The 18,805-nt window shown below is 34.3% G+C and carries 18 protein-coding genes and 1 riboswitch; of the genes, 11 read left to right on the top strand and 7 right to left on the bottom strand.

What is annotated here, in order from left to right; translation table 11 throughout:
- Position 1: 1 nt before the first annotated feature.
- Complete coding sequence (locus CWS01_RS18225) at positions 2–1,207, top strand: NAD(P)/FAD-dependent oxidoreductase (RefSeq protein ID WP_101178631.1); 1,206 nt, start codon at positions 2–4, stop codon at positions 1,205–1,207.
- A 126-nt stretch (positions 1,208–1,333) separates the two neighbouring features.
- On the opposite strand, the gene CWS01_RS18230 is transcribed toward CWS01_RS18225, so the two are convergent.
- The 3 genes from CWS01_RS18230 to CWS01_RS18240 form a co-directional block, all read right to left on the bottom strand.
- Complete coding sequence (locus tag CWS01_RS18230) at positions 1,334–1,492, bottom strand: DUF1540 domain-containing protein (protein ID WP_101178632.1); 159 nt, start codon at positions 1,490–1,492, stop codon at positions 1,334–1,336.
- A 213-nt stretch (positions 1,493–1,705) separates the two neighbouring features.
- Entirely contained in the window at positions 1,706–2,749 is a 1,044-nt protein-coding gene (locus tag CWS01_RS18235) for a cytochrome d ubiquinol oxidase subunit II (RefSeq protein WP_101178633.1), read from the bottom strand.
- Between the two features lie 12 nt (positions 2,750–2,761).
- Positions 2,762–4,123 carry a cytochrome ubiquinol oxidase subunit I gene (locus CWS01_RS18240; protein WP_101178634.1) on the bottom strand — a complete coding sequence of 454 codons (1,362 nt, stop codon included), beginning with the start codon at positions 4,121–4,123 and terminating at the stop codon, positions 2,762–2,764.
- A gap of 275 nt (positions 4,124–4,398) precedes the next feature.
- On the opposite strand from CWS01_RS18240, the gene CWS01_RS18245 reads away from it, so the two are divergent.
- On the top strand, positions 4,399–4,968 hold the full coding sequence (locus CWS01_RS18245; protein WP_101178635.1) for a beta-class carbonic anhydrase: 570 nt from the start codon (positions 4,399–4,401) through the stop codon (positions 4,966–4,968).
- Positions 4,969–4,970: 2 nt separating this feature from the next.
- Here CWS01_RS18245 and yidD read toward each other — a convergent pair whose 3' ends face one another.
- Entirely contained in the window at positions 4,971–5,213 is a 243-nt protein-coding gene (gene yidD / locus CWS01_RS18250) for a membrane protein insertion efficiency factor YidD (RefSeq protein ID WP_101178636.1), read from the bottom strand.
- Positions 5,214–5,609: 396 nt separating this feature from the next.
- On the opposite strand from yidD, the gene CWS01_RS18255 reads away from it, so the two are divergent.
- Positions 5,610–6,083, top strand: coding sequence for an S-ribosylhomocysteine lyase (locus CWS01_RS18255; RefSeq protein ID WP_101178637.1), 474 nt, complete (start codon positions 5,610–5,612; stop codon positions 6,081–6,083).
- A gap of 46 nt (positions 6,084–6,129) precedes the next feature.
- On the opposite strand, the gene cls is transcribed toward CWS01_RS18255, so the two are convergent.
- The gene (gene cls, locus CWS01_RS18260) at positions 6,130–7,584 is read right to left on the bottom strand and encodes a cardiolipin synthase (protein WP_101178662.1); all 1,455 of its coding nucleotides are present in this window, start codon (positions 7,582–7,584) and stop codon (positions 6,130–6,132) included.
- 468 nt (positions 7,585–8,052) lie between these two features.
- Between cls and CWS01_RS18265 the strand changes: the two genes are divergently transcribed.
- Positions 8,053–8,823 (top strand): sulfite exporter TauE/SafE family protein, encoded by a 771-nt coding sequence (locus tag CWS01_RS18265; protein ID WP_101178638.1) that lies wholly within the window; start codon positions 8,053–8,055, stop codon positions 8,821–8,823.
- A gap of 129 nt (positions 8,824–8,952) precedes the next feature.
- Here CWS01_RS18265 and CWS01_RS18270 read toward each other — a convergent pair whose 3' ends face one another.
- Entirely contained in the window at positions 8,953–9,210 is a 258-nt protein-coding gene (locus CWS01_RS18270; protein ID WP_101178639.1) for a DUF6154 family protein, read from the bottom strand.
- 323 nt (positions 9,211–9,533) lie between these two features.
- Between CWS01_RS18270 and ytkD the strand changes: the two genes are divergently transcribed.
- From ytkD to asnB, 5 genes are all read left to right on the top strand, one after another.
- On the top strand, positions 9,534–10,016 hold the full coding sequence (gene ytkD / locus CWS01_RS18275) for an RNA deprotection pyrophosphohydrolase (RefSeq protein WP_101178640.1): 483 nt from the start codon (positions 9,534–9,536) through the stop codon (positions 10,014–10,016).
- Positions 10,017–10,098: 82 nt separating this feature from the next.
- Entirely contained in the window at positions 10,099–10,893 is a 795-nt protein-coding gene (locus CWS01_RS18280) for an alpha/beta hydrolase family protein (RefSeq protein ID WP_101178641.1), read from the top strand.
- 251 nt (positions 10,894–11,144) lie between these two features.
- The gene (locus CWS01_RS18285) at positions 11,145–11,387 is read left to right on the top strand and encodes a DUF2584 domain-containing protein (protein WP_101178642.1); all 243 of its coding nucleotides are present in this window, start codon (positions 11,145–11,147) and stop codon (positions 11,385–11,387) included.
- A 68-nt stretch (positions 11,388–11,455) separates the two neighbouring features.
- Positions 11,456–11,622: riboswitch (SAM riboswitch) on the top strand.
- 278 nt (positions 11,623–11,900) lie between these two features.
- The gene (gene metK, locus CWS01_RS18290; RefSeq protein ID WP_101178643.1) at positions 11,901–13,103 is read left to right on the top strand and encodes a methionine adenosyltransferase; all 1,203 of its coding nucleotides are present in this window, start codon (positions 11,901–11,903) and stop codon (positions 13,101–13,103) included.
- Positions 13,104–13,623: 520 nt separating this feature from the next.
- Complete coding sequence (gene asnB, locus CWS01_RS18295; protein ID WP_101178644.1) at positions 13,624–15,528, top strand: asparagine synthase (glutamine-hydrolyzing); 1,905 nt, start codon at positions 13,624–13,626, stop codon at positions 15,526–15,528.
- Here the strand turns inward: asnB and CWS01_RS18300 are convergent.
- Positions 15,518–16,372 (bottom strand): C39 family peptidase, encoded by an 855-nt coding sequence (locus tag CWS01_RS18300; protein ID WP_101178645.1) that lies wholly within the window; start codon positions 16,370–16,372, stop codon positions 15,518–15,520. The two genes, asnB and CWS01_RS18300, sit on opposite strands and share 11 nt — an antisense overlap.
- Before the next feature lie 435 nt (positions 16,373–16,807).
- On the opposite strand from CWS01_RS18300, the gene CWS01_RS18305 reads away from it, so the two are divergent.
- On the top strand, positions 16,808–17,611 hold the full coding sequence (locus CWS01_RS18305) for an alpha/beta hydrolase (RefSeq protein WP_101178646.1): 804 nt from the start codon (positions 16,808–16,810) through the stop codon (positions 17,609–17,611).
- A 14-nt stretch (positions 17,612–17,625) separates the two neighbouring features.
- Positions 17,626–18,720, top strand: coding sequence for a tetraprenyl-beta-curcumene synthase family protein (locus CWS01_RS18310; protein WP_101178647.1), 1,095 nt, complete (start codon positions 17,626–17,628; stop codon positions 18,718–18,720).
- Positions 18,721–18,805: the final 85 nt, after the last annotated feature.

Genomic DNA, 18,805 nt, shown 5'->3' on the forward strand with positions numbered 1-18,805 from the left:
TATGGATTTATATAAAGGTTCCTTATATTGGCCGACTACATTAGCAAATCTGGAAGTTCCAGAGTATCCTATTTTAAATAAAGAAGTAATCTGTGATTGCTTAGTTATTGGAGGAGGAATGTCAGGGGCTCTTTGCTCTTACTTGTTGGCAGATGAATCTTTAGATATCATTCTGGTTGATAAAAGGAAGGTATCAACTGGCAGTTCTTCAGCAAATACAGGTTTGCTTCAGTATGCAAACGATAAAATGCTTCATGAATTTGCAGAAAGTATAGGAGAAGAAAAAGCAGTGCGTTTTTACAAATTATGCTATGAAGCAATGAAAAAGCTGCAGGCTGTTGCAGAATCACTTGACTCAGATGTGCAATTTCAATCAAGAAAAAGTCTATATTATGCAACAGATAAGAATGATGTGGAAAAATTGCAAAAAGAGTATAATCTGTTAAAAAAACATGGATTTGATGCAGAATATTTAATAGAAGAAGAGATAGAAAAAATATATGGCTTTAAAAAGCCGGCAGCTATCTTGACAACTGGTGATGCAGAAATTAATCCCCAAATGTTTGTGAGGGAATTGATTAAAGAAGCGCATCAAAAAAATGTCCAAGTATTTGAACATACAAAAGTAACAGAAGAAGGATTCCATAATGGATATTGGAAATTTACAAGTGATAATGGTGTAATATATGCGAAGAAGGTAATCTATTCTACTGGTTATGAAGGCATAAATTTCGCGAAAAAAGAAGGAGGCGAACTGAATCGTACATATGCAATAGCTACTTCTCCTCTTCCTGAATTCTCCATGTGGAAAGATCAATGCCTTATCTGGGAAACGAAACGACCTTATTTTTATATGAGGACAACTTTTGATGGCCGAATTGTTGCAGGGGGTTTAGATGAGGATCAAGTAGAGGCCCCATCAGACCCTGAAATATTGGCACGATATGGGGACAACTTGTTAAAGAGAATAAAAGATCATTTTCCAGGTTATCAAGTAGAAGCAGATTATGTGTACGGGGCTACATTTGGAGAATCAGATGATGGCATGCCTTATATTGGGGAGCATCCAGAAAAAAAGAATATTTTTTATTGTTTAGGCTATGGAGGAAATGGCACTGTATATAGCATGTTTGGGGCTGAAATTTTAAAAGACCTGATTATTTATGGAAATCATCCAGATTGGGATTTAGTTCGATTAGATAGATAAAGTGTGGGTCAAAAGCCCATTAAGCGTGATAAAAAGGACTGCTCCTTTAAGGAGACAGCCCTTTTATTAGCTAATCTTCTTGAAGAATAGTCCTTTTTTCCGTAATCTAAAGCGAATTTTCCTTCATTAGGATAAGCTTGGTTCAAATGTTTTGCAATCTGTCTCTTTGCTAGTATCCGCATGTTTGCCAATATGACTTACCACATAAATTTGATCTGCGCCACATTGATTTCCCTGTTCCCAAAAAGAACAATTTTTCACTTCACAAAGAACATCTTTTGCCATAAAAAACCATCTCCTCATTCATTTAATGCAGTCTATAAACTATTCATTCGTTAATAAAGAATTATTCTGACAAGAGTATTGTCTGAGAAAGAATAATTCTTTATTAGTATGGATAATAACTCCAAAAATAATACAGATAAAATGCAACTACAAGCATGGAAGGCTTTACCTAGATTGTTTTTTGTTTTTGCTGGCTTTAAAAGAAATAACAAGTCATTTTTTTGTTGGCTGTGACTGTAAGTATTTTTTATCATGCATAAATAACTTCCAGAAAAAATAAAAACCAGGAAATAAGATAATAAATCCAACTATATAAGTTGCAAATAAAGCATGGAAAGATTTTGGATCTGTAAAGGCAGAAGTAATGGTTACTTCTGGATAAACGATATAAGGAAGATGTGCTTTTCCATATACATAACTTGCTAATAAATATTGAATGGTGATGGAGATAATTGCCAGTCTTGGCATTCCTTTAACCCCTGGTTTTTTTCGAGAAGGCAGAAACAAGGCTATTCCTCCAAGCAGAAAAAAGAATAGAGAGGTTATAAGCAAAAAGAGATCATCCATCATTTTATTGTAAATCCAATTGGCATCTTGCTTTAGTGTAATCATAATAAAAACAGCTGTTAAAAGAGAGATGGGTCCAAGAAAAATAGCATCTCGTCTATACACACGATATGCTTCTTTTTCAGCAGATACATTCGAATAGTCTGCTAATAAAAGAGAAGATAAAAATAAGGTGCTGCTTAAAGCAAAGGTGAAAAATGCATATTCATTTCCACTTGTAAATAATCCAACTAAGTTGAGAGATTGTTTTCCTTCGTGAAAATCAACATATCCCCCATGTGTGATTGGCAGTACGCTTAATAATATCCCAGGTATCAGCATTCCTGTTATTCCAGAAATATAAGTTAATGGTTTGCGATATTCATGAGCGATATTAGAAAAAACTAAAAAAGCACTTCGGATAGACAAAAGCAAAAGAATAGCACTGCCAGGTATTAATAAAACAGTGCCAAGTGTATAGGCAGCGGTTGGAAACATGCTGTATACAGCAACAACAATGGCTACGATAAATGTATTCGTTACTTCCCATGTTGGCGATAAATAGCGATTGGCGATATTAGTGGCTTTGGTTTTCTCTTTATTAATATATACCATGGACCAAAATCCAGCGCCAAAGTCCATGGTGGCCATAATAGCATAGATGAATACAAATCCCCACAGAACCGTAATCGCTAATAATGAATCTGTCATACATAACACTCCTTAACTATTTGATCCAAAAAGAGGGATTTCCTTTTCTTTTGCCGCATTTAAGTCCTTTAATACAGTATTTTTTCGGAAATAATAAATCAATACAAAGGAAACGGAAATAGCTAGTATAGCGTATACAATTAGAAATAATACAAAAAGTAAACCTAAATTTCCTGAAGTGGTGACAGAATCTGCAGTAGATAAAGTTCTATAAATGGTCCAAGGCTGTCTGCCAGTACAAGCGAAAATCCATCCGCATTCAATGCTCACTAGCGCTAAAGGTCCAGAGAAAACAAAAATCCACATTAAAAATTTTGGGAAATGTTTCTTTTTTAAAAGAAAATGCCAAGCAAGCGTTCCAAAAGCTAATAAAATTAAGAAAGAGCCGATGCCAACCATTGCATTAAAAAGAGTATGTACATATAATGGCGGCCAGTATTCTTCGGGGAAATCATTAAGACCTGTGACAACTGTATCAAAGCTGTTTCCAGCTAAAAAGCTTAGTGCCCAGGGAATTTCAATGGCTCCTTTTAATTCTCTATTCTCTTTATCTGTAAAACCACCAATTGCAAGTGGGGCATGAGATTGTGTTTCAAATAGCCCTTCGGCTGCAGCTAATTTTTCTGGCTGGTATTCGTAAAGTTTTTGGGCTGATTCATGCCCATTTAGAGCGGTTAAAAAAGAAAAAATCCCCCCAACAATTAGACTAAGAATTAAAGCCTTTTGATGAAATTGAAAAACGCGAGTGCCAAATGGGTTTTTCATCATTTTGAATGCAGATACACTTGCTACTACAAAAGCTCCAGTTGTATAGGCGCTCATTGCTACATGCCCTGCGGATACAAAAAAAGTTGGATTGAAAAAAGCCTTCCAGGGATCAACATCCGTAATTTCATGGCCGTTCATGCGAAAACCTTGTGGCGTACCTTCAAATGCATGGACATTGGTAATTAACACAGCAGATGCAAGTGCGCCAATTGCTACCAATATTAAGCTAGAAATTCTTGCCCATGGAGGAATTCTTTCAGAGGCATAAACATAAATAGACATAAATAATGCTTCAACAAAAAAAGCATAAATCTCAATTTGAAAAGGCAGTGCCATTACTTTCCCGATGACTTCCATAAATCCAGGCCATAATAAGGAAAGCTGCAGACCGGCAATGGTCCCAGTTGGTATGCCGACTCCGAGCAAAATGCCAAATGTTTTCGTCCATCTTTTTGCCATAATCACATAATCTAAATCCTTTGTTTTTTGATACAATATTTCTGCTGTCAGCATCATAAGTGGAAGCCCAACACCAATGGTGGCAAAAATAATATGAAAGCCCATTGTCGTGCCAAACATGCTCCTTGCAATAACAAGATGATCCATTTTTATCGTCCCTTCGCTAGTAATATGCCTAAAAACTAGTATTATCAGGACATGAAATAAATATGTAGACTTTTCCTAAATTAGAAAAAAGAGCTGGTTATATTGTAAATGATGAATACAAGATAACACTTGCCATTATAAAATTAAGAAATTTTTTTTTTGTAAGCTATTTCAAAGTTGTGTATTATCAATTTTTTTTTTACTATAAAGAAGGGTTGTTTTTCATATAAGGGGATTAGAAAACAAGCACTAGTTAAGAAGGGATTGAGTTATTTATGAGTACATTGCAAGATGTTTTATCATTTAATGAAGAATTTGTAAGTGAAAAGAAGTATGAGCGTTATATTACAACAAAATTTCCAAATAAGAAAATGGTTATTTTAACATGTATGGATACTCGTTTGCTTGAGCTTTTGCCGCAAGCATTAAATTTAGCAAACGGTGATGTGAAGATTATAAAAAATGCAGGGGCTATTGTCGTTCACCCTCTAGGAAGTATTATGCGGAGCATCCTTGTTGCGGTATACGAATTAAAAGCCGATGAGGTAATGGTTATCGGCCATCATGATTGTGGTATGAGTGCATTAAATGCAGGGGATATGATGGCAAAAATGAAAGACAGAGGAATTACAGAAGCAACACTAAGTACTATTGAAAATACAGGTGTTGATTTAAAATCTTGGCTGACTGGATTCAGTTCTGTATCGGAAAGTGTAGAGCATAGTGTAGGTATGATTAAAAAGCATCCCCTATTACCTGCTGGAGTGCCTGTGCACGGACTAGTCATCGATCCGAAAACAGGAAAACTAGATTTAGTAGTAGATGGATACGAAACAGAAAAATAAGTTTAAGAATGATGATGTTTTTTACATGGCCACTCCTTTGGCACAGGATCAATGCCTCCTGGGTGAAAGGGGTGGCATTTTAGAATTCTTTTTATCGTTAAGTAGCCACCTTTAAAAGCACCATATCTTTTTATCGCTTCTAATCCATAGGAAGAACAAGTTGGATAGAACCGGCAGGAAGGCGGTGTAAGGGGAGAAATGATTTTTTGATAAAAACGAATGATAAAAATAAATAGTTTTTGCATGGTTTATTCCTTTCACTCTGCTTATAAAAGCTTTTGATATTAGTCTATGGATTAACTAGTATAGCATAAGATAATTTCTTTAAAAAAGGAAGTCTCTTTATACATATGCACCAGCTGAAAAAGAGCGTATATAATAACATTAAATTGATGTATTTACTCGGAATTTCAGTTATAATAAAGTACAATGAGTGATGTATTTCTAGTTGATTGCAGCCGCAGTCCTTTAGAAGATGGATTCACAGAAGTTGCTGAAGAATAGTTTGTTTGAAATTTTTTAGGTGGAGGATCTTATTTGAATGAACTTAAATAGGATCCTTAACATAGTTGACTATTCACTTCATGTAGGCCTACTTGTTAAACAGAAATAAATTATTGTAAGAAAAAGGAGTGTTATAAATGCCTTCAGTTGAAAGTTTTGATTTAGATCATAATGCGGTTAAAGCACCATATGTTAGACACTGTGGTGTTCATAAGGTAGGAAGTGATGGGGTTGTCAATAAGTTTGATATTCGTTTCTGCCAACCAAATAAGCAGGCAATGAAGCCAGATGTTATTCATACGCTAGAGCATCTATTAGCATTTAATATTCGCGAACATGCCGAAAAATATAATCATTTTGATATTATTGATATTTCTCCAATGGGTTGTCAAACAGGCTATTATTTAGTTGTAAGCGGTGAGCCAACTGTGGATGAAATTATTGATTTGTTAGAAGATACAATGAAAACGGCGATAGAGATTACAGAAATTCCAGCAGCAAATGAGAAGCAATGCGGGCAAGCGAAACTGCATGACCTTGAAGGAGCAAAAAAATTAATGAAATTTTGGCTAACGCAGTCAAAAGAGGATTTAAGAGAAGTATTTGCTTAATAACAAAAAATGGACATTAATTTGTCCATTTTTTGTTTGAAAACTTTTATAAAATTGGTGCTAATAAACGAGAAAAAGACTCTTTAAATCGAATGTATAAGGATCTTTTAGAATATTTCTCTAAAGTAAGCTGTGTAGACAACCTCATATCTTCTAAAAATCCATCTGTTAGGATATCTGCAATCTGTTTGCTGTAAATAAAGGCATTTACCTCAAAGTTTAAGCGGAAACTGCGCATATCAATATTGGCAGTCCCTACAGAAGTGATTTGCCGATCCACCATTAATGTTTTGGCATGAATAAAGCCATTTTCATAAATATATACCTTTGCCCCCGCCTTTAGCATTTCCCCAATATAGGAATAGGTTGCCCAATAAACAAACATATGGTCTGGTTTGTTAGGAATCATAATTTTCACATCAATTCCTGATAATGCGGCAATTCTTAATGTATCAAGCAAACTGGCATCTGGGATAAAATAAGGTGTCTGAATAAAAACAGATTCTTTGGCTGATGTAATCATTTTTATATAGCCGTTTTTTATTTGTTCCCATTCTGAGTCAGGTCCGCTTGATACAATCTGCAATCCTATATTTCCTATTATTTCCTCGATTTTGCCAGGGAAATAATCTGGAGAATAGCTTATTTCATGATGAGGTGCTGCTTGATTCCAATCTAGAATAAACCTGGTTTGTATTGCGTAAACAGCTGTCCCAATAATGCGCAAATGGGTGTCTCTCCAATAGCCAAACTTTGCATTTAATCCTAAGTATTCATCGCCTACATTAAATCCGCCAATATAGCCAATATAGCCATCAATAATAGCCAGTTTTCGATGATTGCGGTAGTTGAGGCGGAAATTAATCAAATGCAATTTGCTTGGGAAAAAAACAGCTACTTGTCCGCCAGCTGCTTTTAACTTTTTAAAAGCTTTTTTCCGTAACGTTCTAGAACCAAGTTCATCATAAAGAAGACGAACTTCCAGACCTTCTGCTGCTTTTTTCTCTAATGCATTTATTAGTTTGGATCCAATTCCATCATTTTTAAAAATATAGTATTGCAAGTGAATGGATTTTTTTGCTTGATTAATATCGGCAAGCAATTGGCTGAATTTTTCATTTCCATCTGTATAAATATCAACCTTATTGTTTTCTGTTAATACAGCATCATTATTAAATAAATTCATATAAATAAGGTCTTGATTTTTTTTTATCACTTCGTTGGTAGTGCGCAGTTGATTGGAGCTTATTTGAAGTAATTGGGAAGCGAGTATTTGTTCAATTCCTAATTTTTTTCTCTCTTCCCATTGGAACATTTTTCGCTTTCTTAAGTTTTGCCCAAAAAGTAAATAAAGAATAAAACCTAAGATAGGAATAAAGGTTAATACCATAATCCAAGCCCAGGTAGCACCTGCATCTCTTCTTTCTAAAAAGATGACAAGAAATGCAAAGATAATGTTAAGCAAAAAAATGGTGCTAAATAAAATAGAATAAATATGCATGCAAGTTAGTCCTCTAAAACAATCGTTTTTCCTTTCTTTATTATCATCCTCTTTATAAAACAAATGGATTGTGTTTGGAAGAAAATAGCCTATAAGGTGAAACTTCAATCAATAACCAATTCCCCCGCTCATTGCTTCCTGAAGCATTAGGTACACAGACATTGCTACAGGACAGGGATACTACAGTCTGAGTTCTTTCTATCGAGGTTTTACTCAGCAAGGTTCTACCCACCTAAATTTCTCATTTCCGCTTATCTTCTTCAGGCGGGTAAAAGCCCATTAATGAGAAATAAACACTAAGGGGCGGTTTTGCAATAAGAAAGGCTCATTTCTGTGTATCATTATAGGTGAAAATAAATCATTCGTGAACTATTTTGTATTGTTTCTAAAGTTCCCTTAAAAAGAAAATATTAAACGATTTCTTAATATGATAAAGTATGAGTAGAATAAAAAGATTGGAGAATCAGCATGTTTGAAGACATACATATTGGAATGATGTTTTTTTTGATTATTGCAGGATTTATTGCAGCATTTATTGATTCAGTTGTAGGAGGAGGCGGATTAATTTCGTTGCCAGCTCTATTGTTTACAGGTTTACCTCCACAAGTAGCGTTAGGAACGAATAAATTAGCGTCCACGATGGGATCCTTAACAAGTTCTATTTCTTTTCTTCGTCATGGGAAAATTAATAAAGCGCTAATGCTAAAGCTCCTCCCTTTATCTATTATTGGTTCGGCAATTGGTGTCTATGTTGTACAAAAAATTCCTTCAGAAAAGCTAAAGCCCCTTATTTTAGTAATCTTAATTATCGTAACCATTTATACATTAACAAAAAAGGAATGGGGATTAACCTCTACTTTTAAGGGAATGACCGTTAAAAAAGGAATATTTGCAGTTGCTATCACGCTGATTATAGGCTTTTATGATGGATTTTTAGGTGGTGGTACAGGCTCTTTTTTTCTATTTGCTTTTTTATTAATGGGTTTTGATTTTGTAGAATCTGCAGGCAATGCAAAAATATTAAATTTCGGAAGCAATTTAACCGCATTAGCTGTATTTTTATTTTATGATTCCGTTTATTTCCAATATGGAATACCTATGGGAATTGCTATGGTGCTAGGAGCTTACATTGGATCGAAAGTTGCAATAAAAAAAGGATCTTCTTATGTAAAATTATTATTTGTAGTTGTTTCTATCATTTTAATTGGAAAAAATATTTACGATCATTTTTTCTCCTAAAAGTAATCTGAAATCATCCATTATTCTTTTTACAATTCCTTAGTAAAAAAACGCAAATAAATCAGGCTGAAACAAAGGTTGACGACAGTCTGATTTATTTGATGAAAAAGATAAGCAAATCATTTTTTATTAATGCAAATTGCGTGGGGAAAAAACATGATTATCTTGTCTTCGATAATCGTCTTTAGCAAATTTACCTTTTAAGCTTTCAATTAAATATAACCCCATTAAGTCATATAGCTCCTGCTCATTTAATTCTTGAATAATATGTAGCAAATCTTCTTTAGACATTTCTTCTAAAAAAGCAAAGGCAAGCATATCAATATCTTCTTCATCGCCAGTTAATTTATTTTTATATAAGTTGTAAAGCTCGTCTACTAATTTCATTATAATTATTACCTCCACGTAGGTTTGCTTCCTAAAGTTTAGGTTTTTTGGTATGTAACCGTTTTAATTTATTGTAACATGTTATATTAGCAATAATAAATAAAAGGATGCAATGTTTTTTCGATTTCTGCTGTTATGATTTCATACGGCATCTGTTGGAGAAATCTGACGTGATACTATCTTATACATAAGAACTATTCCCCATCAGGTGTATTATACCCGTTTTTTTAAAATTGGCTACATCAATTTTTTTATTTATGAAATGAAGTGAAAGAGCTGCACAATGGAAAAGATATCAACATACTGAAAAAGGTGTTTAAAAGATGGAATTATTTTATGACTACTTAGGTTCAAAAGTGCATTTTTCATTTTCTAGCAATGAATTTAACCAAGAAGCAAAACATGTTATTGTGATTTGCTATAAAGAGGGACAATGGCTGTTAACGAAACATAAAAAAAGAGGATTGGAATTTCCAGGTGGAAAGTTGGAAGAAGGGGAGTGTATAGAAGCCGCCGCCAAAAGGGAAGTGTATGAAGAAACAGGTGCTTTAATCAAAGAATTACATTGGGTTGCTCAATATGAAGTTTTTGAGAAGAACAAGTCTTTTTGTAAAGCGGTATATTTTGCTCAGATAGACCAACTAATAAAAAAAGTAGATTATTTAGAAACAGATGGCCCCTTTTTTGTAACGGAATCGCAGATAGAGGAACGAAGGCAGGAAATGTTTAGCTATATTATGAAGGATTTGGTGATGGATTTATGTTTGAAACATGTAAAGGAACAACTTTTGTCACAGAATGTTTAGTTTATACGAAATAATGGGGAATAGATTGAAATCTATATTATTAATACGATAGTTATCAGCGGAAAAGAATGAGGTGTGAATTTTGACAAGTGGAGAGATTTTTGAAAAGACACGATTTCCATCCCCTAATCCTGCAATAGAATTATATATTGTTACTTATTATGCATCTGGGTTAAAAGTAAAAGGGCTTTTGGCAGAGCCGAAAGATGATTCTAAAACATATGATGGCTTTCTTTATTTAAGAGGCGGCATTAAAAATGTAGGGAAAGTTAGACCAGGGAGAATTGTACAATTCGCTTCAGAAGGGTTTATTGTATTTGCTCCATTTTATCGTGGCAATCAAGGAGGAGAAGGAAATGAAGACTTTGCTGGAGAGGATCAGCAAGATGCAATCTCTGCATTCTCTTTATTAAAAAAACACCCAAAAGTAAATCAAGTGCATGTATTTGGATTTTCAAGGGGTGGGGTCATGGCGTTGATGGTTGGAGTGAATTGTCCAGCTGCTTCCATTGTTACATGGGGAGGAGTAAGCAATATGTTTCTAACTTATCAAGAGCGGAAAGATTTGCGTAGAATGATGAAAAGAGTCATTGGAGGAACGCCAAATAAGTATCCAGAGGAATATCGGAAGAGAACTCCTCTTTTTTTTCTTGAAAAGATGAGCAGTCCAACTTTAATTATTCATGGAATGCAAGATAAGAACGTATCAATAGAGCATAGCTATCAATTAGAAAACAGGCTCAAAGAAGTAGGAAAAGAAGTTGAAACATGGTATTTTCCAGAATATACTCATTATTTCCCTCCGGAAATAAATCGACAAGTTGTTGTGAATTTAACACAATGGATGAAAAAACAAACAGGAAAACTGTTAAAATAAAAGAAATAACTTAATAGATGGAAAAAGCTCATTTATTGTAAAAGCAGTCAGAGGTTTATCCCTATTTAGCAATGTTTGCCCCCTACTGATTCAAGTTTCACTTTACCTTAATAGGTGTGCTACGCTCTATATAAATAGAATAAGAATAATTAGAGAATGTTTTGGATTATTATTATGATAATGCTGTTTAATAAAAGCTGCTTTTCTGTTATTAGCTGCTGGGAAAAAAGGATGAAAGGGAGTAATAATGAATGGGAATGCCATTAGAATTAAATACAATGATTGTGACAAAGGGAAAAGAACAAAGAGTTGAGGAAAATTTTTTCCGGCTGCAAAAAAATGAGTATCGTCTTTATCCAATGCATATTCCTCTTGAAGTGAAAAAAACAATAGCAGGGGAATTAATTGGTACTGCAACAATAGAAAAATTAGAATGGGAAGAAGGAAAAACGACGATTCTTTATCGATTGATTGCATTAAATTCAACAAATTAAAATATTCAAGCTAAAACCATTGACATCACTTAAATAATTAAGCTATCATGTTAATTTGAACGGATACTCTCTTATCCTGAGCTGGTGGAGGGACTGGCCCGATGAAACCCAGCAACCTACTATGTGAAGAAATTAGCCTGGAACTTTTCGATTGTTTATTTGAGAAGTAGCGGACATTCTCTTAGGAAAGGTGCTAACCTGAAGCAAGGACATATATGTTCTTGAACGATAAGAGTGAAAGGTTTTGGAATCAATTACTTTGACCTTTTCACTTAATGAAAAGGTTTTTTGTATTATTTTCTAATAAACTTTTCTTTATAAATGTATAATTTCTATATGTGTTTTTTTTAAGCTTTGTCGTTAATGGCAACTCAAAAGCTTTTCGGATAAAAACGCTATATTTACTTCATACTATCTAGGGAATGAGTACCGTATCAACCAGAGGTTTGCAGGGAAGGATTCTCCAAACTAATGACCTCGCTTTTATTTTTCAATAAATAAGGAGGAAATCAGATGTCAACAAAACGTCGCTTGTTCACTTCTGAATCGGTAACGGAAGGTCATCCAGATAAAATATGTGACCAAATTTCAGATGCTATTTTAGACGCTATTCTGGCAAAGGATGCAAATGCTCGTGTAGCTGCAGAAACATCTGTTACAACTGGGTTAGTATTGGTTGCAGGAGAAATTACAACATCTACATATGTGGATATCCCAAAAATTGTACGAGAAACAGTCAGAGAAATAGGGTATACTCGTGCAAAGTATGGTTTTGATGCAGAAACTAGTGCGGTATTAACATCAATTGATGAGCAGTCTGCAGATATTGCATTAGGGGTAGATCAGGCTCTAGAAGCACGTGAAGGGAAAATGACTGACGAAGAAATTGAAGCAATTGGTGCAGGAGACCAAGGTTTGATGTTCGGTTTTGCTTGCAATGAAACGAAAGATTTTATGCCATTGCCTATATCATTAGCGCATAAATTGTCTAGAAGATTAGCTGAAGTGCGAAAAGAGGAAATTCTTCCATACCTTCGTCCAGATGGAAAAACACAAGTAACAGTAGAATATGATGAGAATGATAAACCTGTTCGCATCGATACAATTGTTATTAGCACACAGCATCATCCGGAAGTTACATTAGAGCAAATTCAGCGCAATATAAAAGAATACGTTATTAATAAAGTTGTTCCAAAGGAATTAATAGATGAAAATACAAAATATTTTATTAATCCGACAGGACGTTTTGTTATCGGCGGACCACAGGGAGATGCTGGTTTAACAGGACGCAAAATCATTGTTGATACATACGGTGGTTATGCCCGTCACGGGGGAGGAGCTTTTTCAGGGAAGGACCCTACAAAAGTAGACCGTTCTGCTGCGTATGCTGCCCGTTATGTAGCAAAAAATATTGTTGCTGCAAAACTAGCGGATAAAGTGGAAGTTCAGCTTGCCTATGCGATCGGTGTAGCCCAGCCTGTATCTATTGCTATTGATACGTTTGGCACGGGAACTGTTTCCGAAGAGGTATTAGTGGAAGCTGTTCGCGAAAACTTTGATCTTCGCCCAGCAGGGATTATTAATATGTTAGATTTGCGCCGCCCAATTTATAAGCAAACGGCAGCATATGGCCATTTTGGGCGCAGTGATCTTGATTTGCCTTGGGAGCGCACAGATAAAGCAGAAACGATTAAAAATGCTGTAGCAGGCAAATAAAAATCGCAAAATGTTTTGAAAAGAATTGGTGATAAATAGAAAAAGAGCTATTCTGAAGAATCGAACTTTGATTTTTTAGATGCTCTTTTTTCTTTTGATCCATTTATCCTGATATGGTTTTTGGGGCAAGATTTATAAGTTGGATTTTTATTGAGAAAATAGAACTATTTTAGCAAGTTTGCGAAAAAAACTGGAAGAAAATAAAAAAATACAAAGCAATAAAAAAATCATGTAACGCCTTATTTTATTTTTCGTCTAATAGGTATGCTGATTAATTTATGATACAATAGTAAACTAAGACAGCATAATTACAAATATATATTGGCGCTGTCTGACATATGGAAATAACTAAAAAAGTTTTTCTATCTAGGCTGTTAGTGATTTTGTTGATAAGAATATGGTTGTTTTTTTTTGCATGAATGAACAAAAGATCAACAGAATGATTTAATTGACAGAGCAAAAAAACAGGAGAAATCCTTAATTTAAAGGCTATAAGAAAAGAATGGAGAAGGTGAGCAGTATGTGTGGTTTTGTAGGCTGCGTTCATGATAAGGCACAAAACTTTCAAGAAGCACAAAAAGAGCAATTTGAGAAAATGAATCGAATTATTACCCATCGGGGTCCTGATGATGAGGGGTATTATTTTGATGATCATATACAGTTTGGATTTAGAAGATTAAGCATTATTGATATTGAGAGCGGGCATCAGCCTTTAACATACGAGAATGAGCGTTATTGGATTATTTTTAATGGAGAAGTTTACAATTATTTAGAACTAAGAGCAGAGTTAGAAAAAGAAGGGTTAACCTTCCAAACAAATTCAGATACGGAAGTAATTATTGCATTATACAGCCATAAAAAGGAAAAAGCTGTAGAAAGTTTAAGAGGAATGTTCGGTTTTGTCATTTGGGATAAACAAGAACAAACTTTATATGGAGCTCGTGATCCATTTGGAATTAAACCATTCTTTTATCTAGAGGATGAGGAAAAAACTTTATTTGCTTCAGAAAAGAAAAGTATTTTAATGGCACTTGAAAATGATGTATTAAACTATGAATCTCTCCAACATTATTTAACTTATCAATTTGTGCCTGAACCGGAAACAATGTCAAAAGGCATTAAAAAACTAGAGCCTGGGCATTATTTTACTAAAAAACTTGGTTCCGCGATGGAAATCAAACGCTATTGGAGAGCATCATTTCAACCTGTCAATAAATCTGAAGATGAATTTGTTAAAGAAATTAAGGATGTTTTATTCGATAGTGTTAAAATGCATATGCGAAGCGATGTACCTGTTGGTTCGTTCCTTTCAGGAGGAATCGACTCTTCTGTTATTGCGAGTATCGCAAAAGAATTTCATCCAAACATCAAAACATTCTCTGTCGGTTTTGAGCACAATGGCTTCAGCGAAATAGATGTGGCAAAAGAAACAGCGGAAAAATTAGGATTAGAAAATATCAGCTATGTCATCTCTCCTGAAGAATATATGAAAGAGATACCAAAAATCATGTGGCATATGGATGATCCATTAGCAGATCCAGCTTGTGTGCCGTTGTATTTTGTTGCAAGAGAAGCACGGAAACATGTGACAGTTGTGCTTTCCGGTGAAGGGGCAGATGAGTTATTCGGCGGATATAATATTTATCGTGAGCCTCAATCATTAGAAGTATTTAACAAAATACCGAAAGCTGGACAATCATTATTGCGTTCGATTGCTAGAATGCTTCCTGATGGAGTCAAAGGAAAAAGCTTTATCGAGCGTGGTGTAACTCCGATGGAAGAACGCTATATTGGAAATGCCAAAATGTTTACTGAAGAAGAAAAGCGTTATTTATTGGCAAGCTACAATAATGGTCTGCATTATACAAATATCACAAAACCGCTTTATGAAGAAAGTAAAGGGTATGATCCAGTAGATAGAATGCAATTTATTGATATTCATACATGGATGAGAGGCGATATTTTATTAAAAGCAGATAAAATGACAATGGCACATTCTCTGGAATTACGTGTACCATTTTTGGACAAAGCTGTTTTTGATGTGGCTTCAAAAATTCCGACAAGTTTAAAAACAGCAAATGGCACGACTAAATATATTCTTCGCAAAGCAGCAGAATCATTTGTTCCAGAACATGTTCTAAACCGCAAGAAATTAGGATTCCCAGTTCCGATTCGCCATTGGCTGAAAGATGAGATGAATGAATGGGCGAAAAACATTATTAAAGAAAGCAATACAGATCATCTTTTTAATAAACATGTTATTTTGCAGCTATTAGAGGACCATTGTCAAGGAAAAGCGGATAACAGCCGTAAAATCTGGACTGTCCTTATGTTTATGGTATGGCACAGCATTTATATAGAAAAAAAATATTCCTTTGAAGAGGAATATTTAAGAGGGAGAAAAGTACAAGCTGTTAGGAATTAGTATACGTAATAGCTTGACTTCCCATTTGCACCCATGCGTCTATAAAAGTTTGTATGGGTGCCTTTTTATTTTTTTCATTAGTCAGTGGGTCATTAAAATAAACATAGTCTTTATCATAACCTGTTACTAAAACAGAATGTTCGGAATACGTGATTTTAATAGTGCCACTTGGTGTAACCCATGTTCTGAAATTATCATCTGACAACTTTTGAAATGTCGAAGTAGTAATTATCCAAACAGGGCGGTCATCAGAAAGCACTGTTTTTAAATCTTCAAAATCAGATCCAGTTAAATCTACCACCCTATCTGGCAGATAGTTATTTGCTAATTTTGCTATTGGTTTGTGATAAACTCCAAGGCCAGGTCCTTCTAAGGAATACATATCCCCGATAAAGCCATCATTTGGATTTCCATAATATATTTTGCCGTTTTTCTTTTCATAAGGAGTCGTATCTTTTGTGATTTCTTTGGCCAGTGTCATTTTATCTGCATCAATTCCTGCATACTGAAGCAGCATGGCAAGACTTGTTACTTCACAGCCTCGAGGAAGCTCAGGCAATTGGCTGATAACGGGAGCATCTAGCTTTACACTTGCTTTTACCGTTTCTATTTTCTTTTTCGCTAATGCCGAGATAGTTTTTGTCGCCTGTTCTGTAATTTCTTTGGCAAAGGCTATTTCCTCCTTGTTTTTAAAATGAAGAAGATAAACGCCTAGTGCTGTCATTGCAACAAGAGAAGAAAACAAAAAAGTTTTTATTAGCAAGGATACTTTTTTGCCAATCATTAAAAATATAAGGAATAATAAACCTATAATTGAATATAAGATGATTCCGTTTGTCTCCATAATTTCACCTAATTAGTAAGTATAGTTTTATATCGGTAAATTTTTAAAAAGTTTAAGAGTTAATAATAGTTTTCTATTTCCATATTCCATTTATTTAAACATACAGTCTCCCTTCTAAAAAAATTCTCTTAAGTGTACAAAAATTAAACCGTAAGCAGGATGATATCTTCTCATTAATTTTGCTATAATTTATAAGCTTGATGGAAACACTACTTAAGAATTTTCAATATAAAGGATAATCCTTTAAATTCCCTTAAAAAACTAAGGTGACTAAGGAGAATAGTGGCATGATAGTAAATGATTTGTAATGAAATATTTAGAAGCAACGATGCAAATTAGCGTATACGAGAATTAATTGATTATACATAAATATTTGATAAAGTAATAAACCTGCTACATAATAAAAGCATAGGTTGTGGATTAGGGGGGACTTTGATGTGGAAATGGGAAGCTGAAGGTGAAGCGAAGGCAGTCATTGTAATAGTTCATGGTGCTATGGAGCATCATCGAAGATATGGTTGGCTGATTGAAACGTTTCGTTTATCCGGTTTTCATGTATTAATGGGAGATCTTCCAGGTCAAGGAATGACAACAAGATCGAAAAGAGGACATGTTGATTCTTTTGACGAGTATACAATAGAAATTAAGGATTGGATTCAAGCAGCCTATCAATTTGAGTTGCCGGTTTTTTTGCTTGGACATAGTCTAGGGGGTTTAGCATCTATACGACTCTTGCAGCAAGAAAAATTAAAAATTGCTGGGTTGATTTTATCTTCTCCTTGTTTAGGTTTGATGAATTATCCTTCTAAATTTTTAGGGGCATTATCTGTTTTATTAAATAAAATTGCACCAAAATTACGAATGAATTCAGGATTAACAATAGATTTGGCTACAAGAAATGAAGCAATACGAGAAATGGATTGCAACGATACATTATATGTAACAAAGGTTTCTGTTAGATGGTATAGGGAGTTAATTGTTGCAATAAAACAAGCATTCACCGATGTGACAAAAACACAGGATATTCCATTATTGTTAATGCAAGGTGGTGGAGATCTAGTGGTAGATAAAAAAATGGTGAAAACTTGGTTTAATATGATACCATTATCGGAAAAGAGATATAAAGAATGGCCAGAATGCTATCATGAGATTTTTAATGAGCCTGAAAGAGAAGAAATTTTTGAATACGCAAAGGATTTTATTATAAGTCAGTTAAAATCTGTTGGCTATATTGTATAAGTGAGGTTTTAAATATGTCAGTACCAGTTATGCCACTATCATTAATGTCAAAAGTATATATAAAAGTTTTTCCTGCAGTGCATAAGGAATTGCAATATTGGACAGATAGAGCCAGGGCAATTCCAAATCCAGAATTGAGAAAACAAGCCCTAACAAGCATAGAGCAAAAGACTTTTCATTGCGAGGGCGGTTCGATAATGGCTTTGATTGCCCAAGAAAACTATCAAGATGCAATTAAATTTATTGTGGCATATCAAACAATCAGCGATTATTTAGATAATTTATGTGATCGAAGCACATCTCTTGATCCTAATGACTTTGCAGCATTGCATGAATCAATGAAACATGCTTTAACGGTTGATGCCGAGCCGTCTAATTATTATCGTTTCCGTGAAGATCAAAACGATGGCGGCTATTTGCATGATTTGGCAAAAACATGTCGCGAAATGCTTCAGAAGATGGATAATTATGTACATATTAAAGCGTATTTATTAGAACTTTGCCGCTATTATTGCGATCTGCAGATTCATAAGCATGTGATAGTGGAAGAAAGAATTCCTAGATTACAAAATTGGTTTGATGAGAATAAACATTTAATACCAGAAATGGAGTGGTATGAATTTTCTGCTTGTTCTGGTTCTACATTGGGGATTTTTTGTTTAGTTTCTTATGCGCTAAGAAAAGATTTTGATCCCTCTTATGCTTTAGCAATTCGAGATGGTTATTTTCCATATATTCAAGGTTTGCATATATTATTGGATTATTTTATTGATCAAGAGGAAGACCGTATAGGAGGAGACCTTAACTTTTGTTTTTATTATGAGGATGAAAAGCAACTTTTTAATCGTTTAAAGCATTTTGTTCAAGAAGCAGATAAGCATACAAACAAACTTCCTCATCAAAAATTTCATAAATTAATAAATCGGGGATTATTAGGTGTTTATTTATCAGATGAAAAAGTAAATAAACAGCAAAATATTCGCAAATTAGCTAAAAGTATGATAAAAACATCTGGACCAATTGGCTATTTCTTTTATCTAAATGGGCGAGTGTACCGCAAATTTCAAAAAATGGTGCCTGCAAGCATTATGAGAGCGATGATAAAGTAAGTTGACTGCTGTTTCCTCTTTTTGCTTATGTATGTAAAATTCCAATCAATAGGGATAAAGAAATCCCCTATTGATTGAAGTTTCA

It is taken from the genome of Niallia nealsonii, from assembly GCF_002835805.1.
In the GTDB taxonomy this organism is placed as follows: Bacteria; Bacillota; Bacilli; order Bacillales; family Cytobacillaceae; genus Niallia; species Niallia nealsonii.

Excerpts from the sequence above, each read along its gene's own strand:
- CWS01_RS18225 (WP_101178631.1), top strand. The coding sequence starts at position 2 with ATGGATTTATATAAAGGTTCCTTATATTGGCCGACTACATTAGCAAAT.
- CWS01_RS18230 (WP_101178632.1), bottom strand. The coding sequence starts at position 1,492 with ATGGCAAAAGATGTTCTTTGTGAAGTGAAAAATTGTTCTTTTTGGGAA.
- CWS01_RS18235 (WP_101178633.1), bottom strand. The coding sequence starts at position 2,749 with ATGACAGATTCATTATTAGCGATTACGGTTCTGTGGGGATTTGTATTC.
- CWS01_RS18240 (WP_101178634.1), bottom strand. The coding sequence starts at position 4,123 with ATGGATCATCTTGTTATTGCAAGGAGCATGTTTGGCACGACAATGGGC.
- CWS01_RS18245 (WP_101178635.1), top strand. The coding sequence starts at position 4,399 with ATGAGTACATTGCAAGATGTTTTATCATTTAATGAAGAATTTGTAAGT.
- yidD (WP_101178636.1), bottom strand. The coding sequence starts at position 5,213 with ATGCAAAAACTATTTATTTTTATCATTCGTTTTTATCAAAAAATCATT.
- CWS01_RS18255 (WP_101178637.1), top strand. The coding sequence starts at position 5,610 with ATGCCTTCAGTTGAAAGTTTTGATTTAGATCATAATGCGGTTAAAGCA.
- cls (WP_101178662.1), bottom strand. The coding sequence starts at position 7,584 with ATGCATATTTATTCTATTTTATTTAGCACCATTTTTTTGCTTAACATT.
- CWS01_RS18265 (WP_101178638.1), top strand. The coding sequence starts at position 8,053 with ATGTTTGAAGACATACATATTGGAATGATGTTTTTTTTGATTATTGCA.
- CWS01_RS18270 (WP_101178639.1), bottom strand. The coding sequence starts at position 9,210 with ATGAAATTAGTAGACGAGCTTTACAACTTATATAAAAATAAATTAACT.
- ytkD (WP_101178640.1), top strand. The coding sequence starts at position 9,534 with ATGGAATTATTTTATGACTACTTAGGTTCAAAAGTGCATTTTTCATTT.
- CWS01_RS18285 (WP_101178642.1), top strand. The coding sequence starts at position 11,145 with ATGGGAATGCCATTAGAATTAAATACAATGATTGTGACAAAGGGAAAA.
- metK (WP_101178643.1), top strand. The coding sequence starts at position 11,901 with ATGTCAACAAAACGTCGCTTGTTCACTTCTGAATCGGTAACGGAAGGT.
- asnB (WP_101178644.1), top strand. The coding sequence starts at position 13,624 with ATGTGTGGTTTTGTAGGCTGCGTTCATGATAAGGCACAAAACTTTCAA.
- CWS01_RS18300 (WP_101178645.1), bottom strand. The coding sequence starts at position 16,372 with ATGGAGACAAACGGAATCATCTTATATTCAATTATAGGTTTATTATTC.
- CWS01_RS18305 (WP_101178646.1), top strand. The coding sequence starts at position 16,808 with ATGTGGAAATGGGAAGCTGAAGGTGAAGCGAAGGCAGTCATTGTAATA.
- CWS01_RS18310 (WP_101178647.1), top strand. The coding sequence starts at position 17,626 with ATGTCAGTACCAGTTATGCCACTATCATTAATGTCAAAAGTATATATA.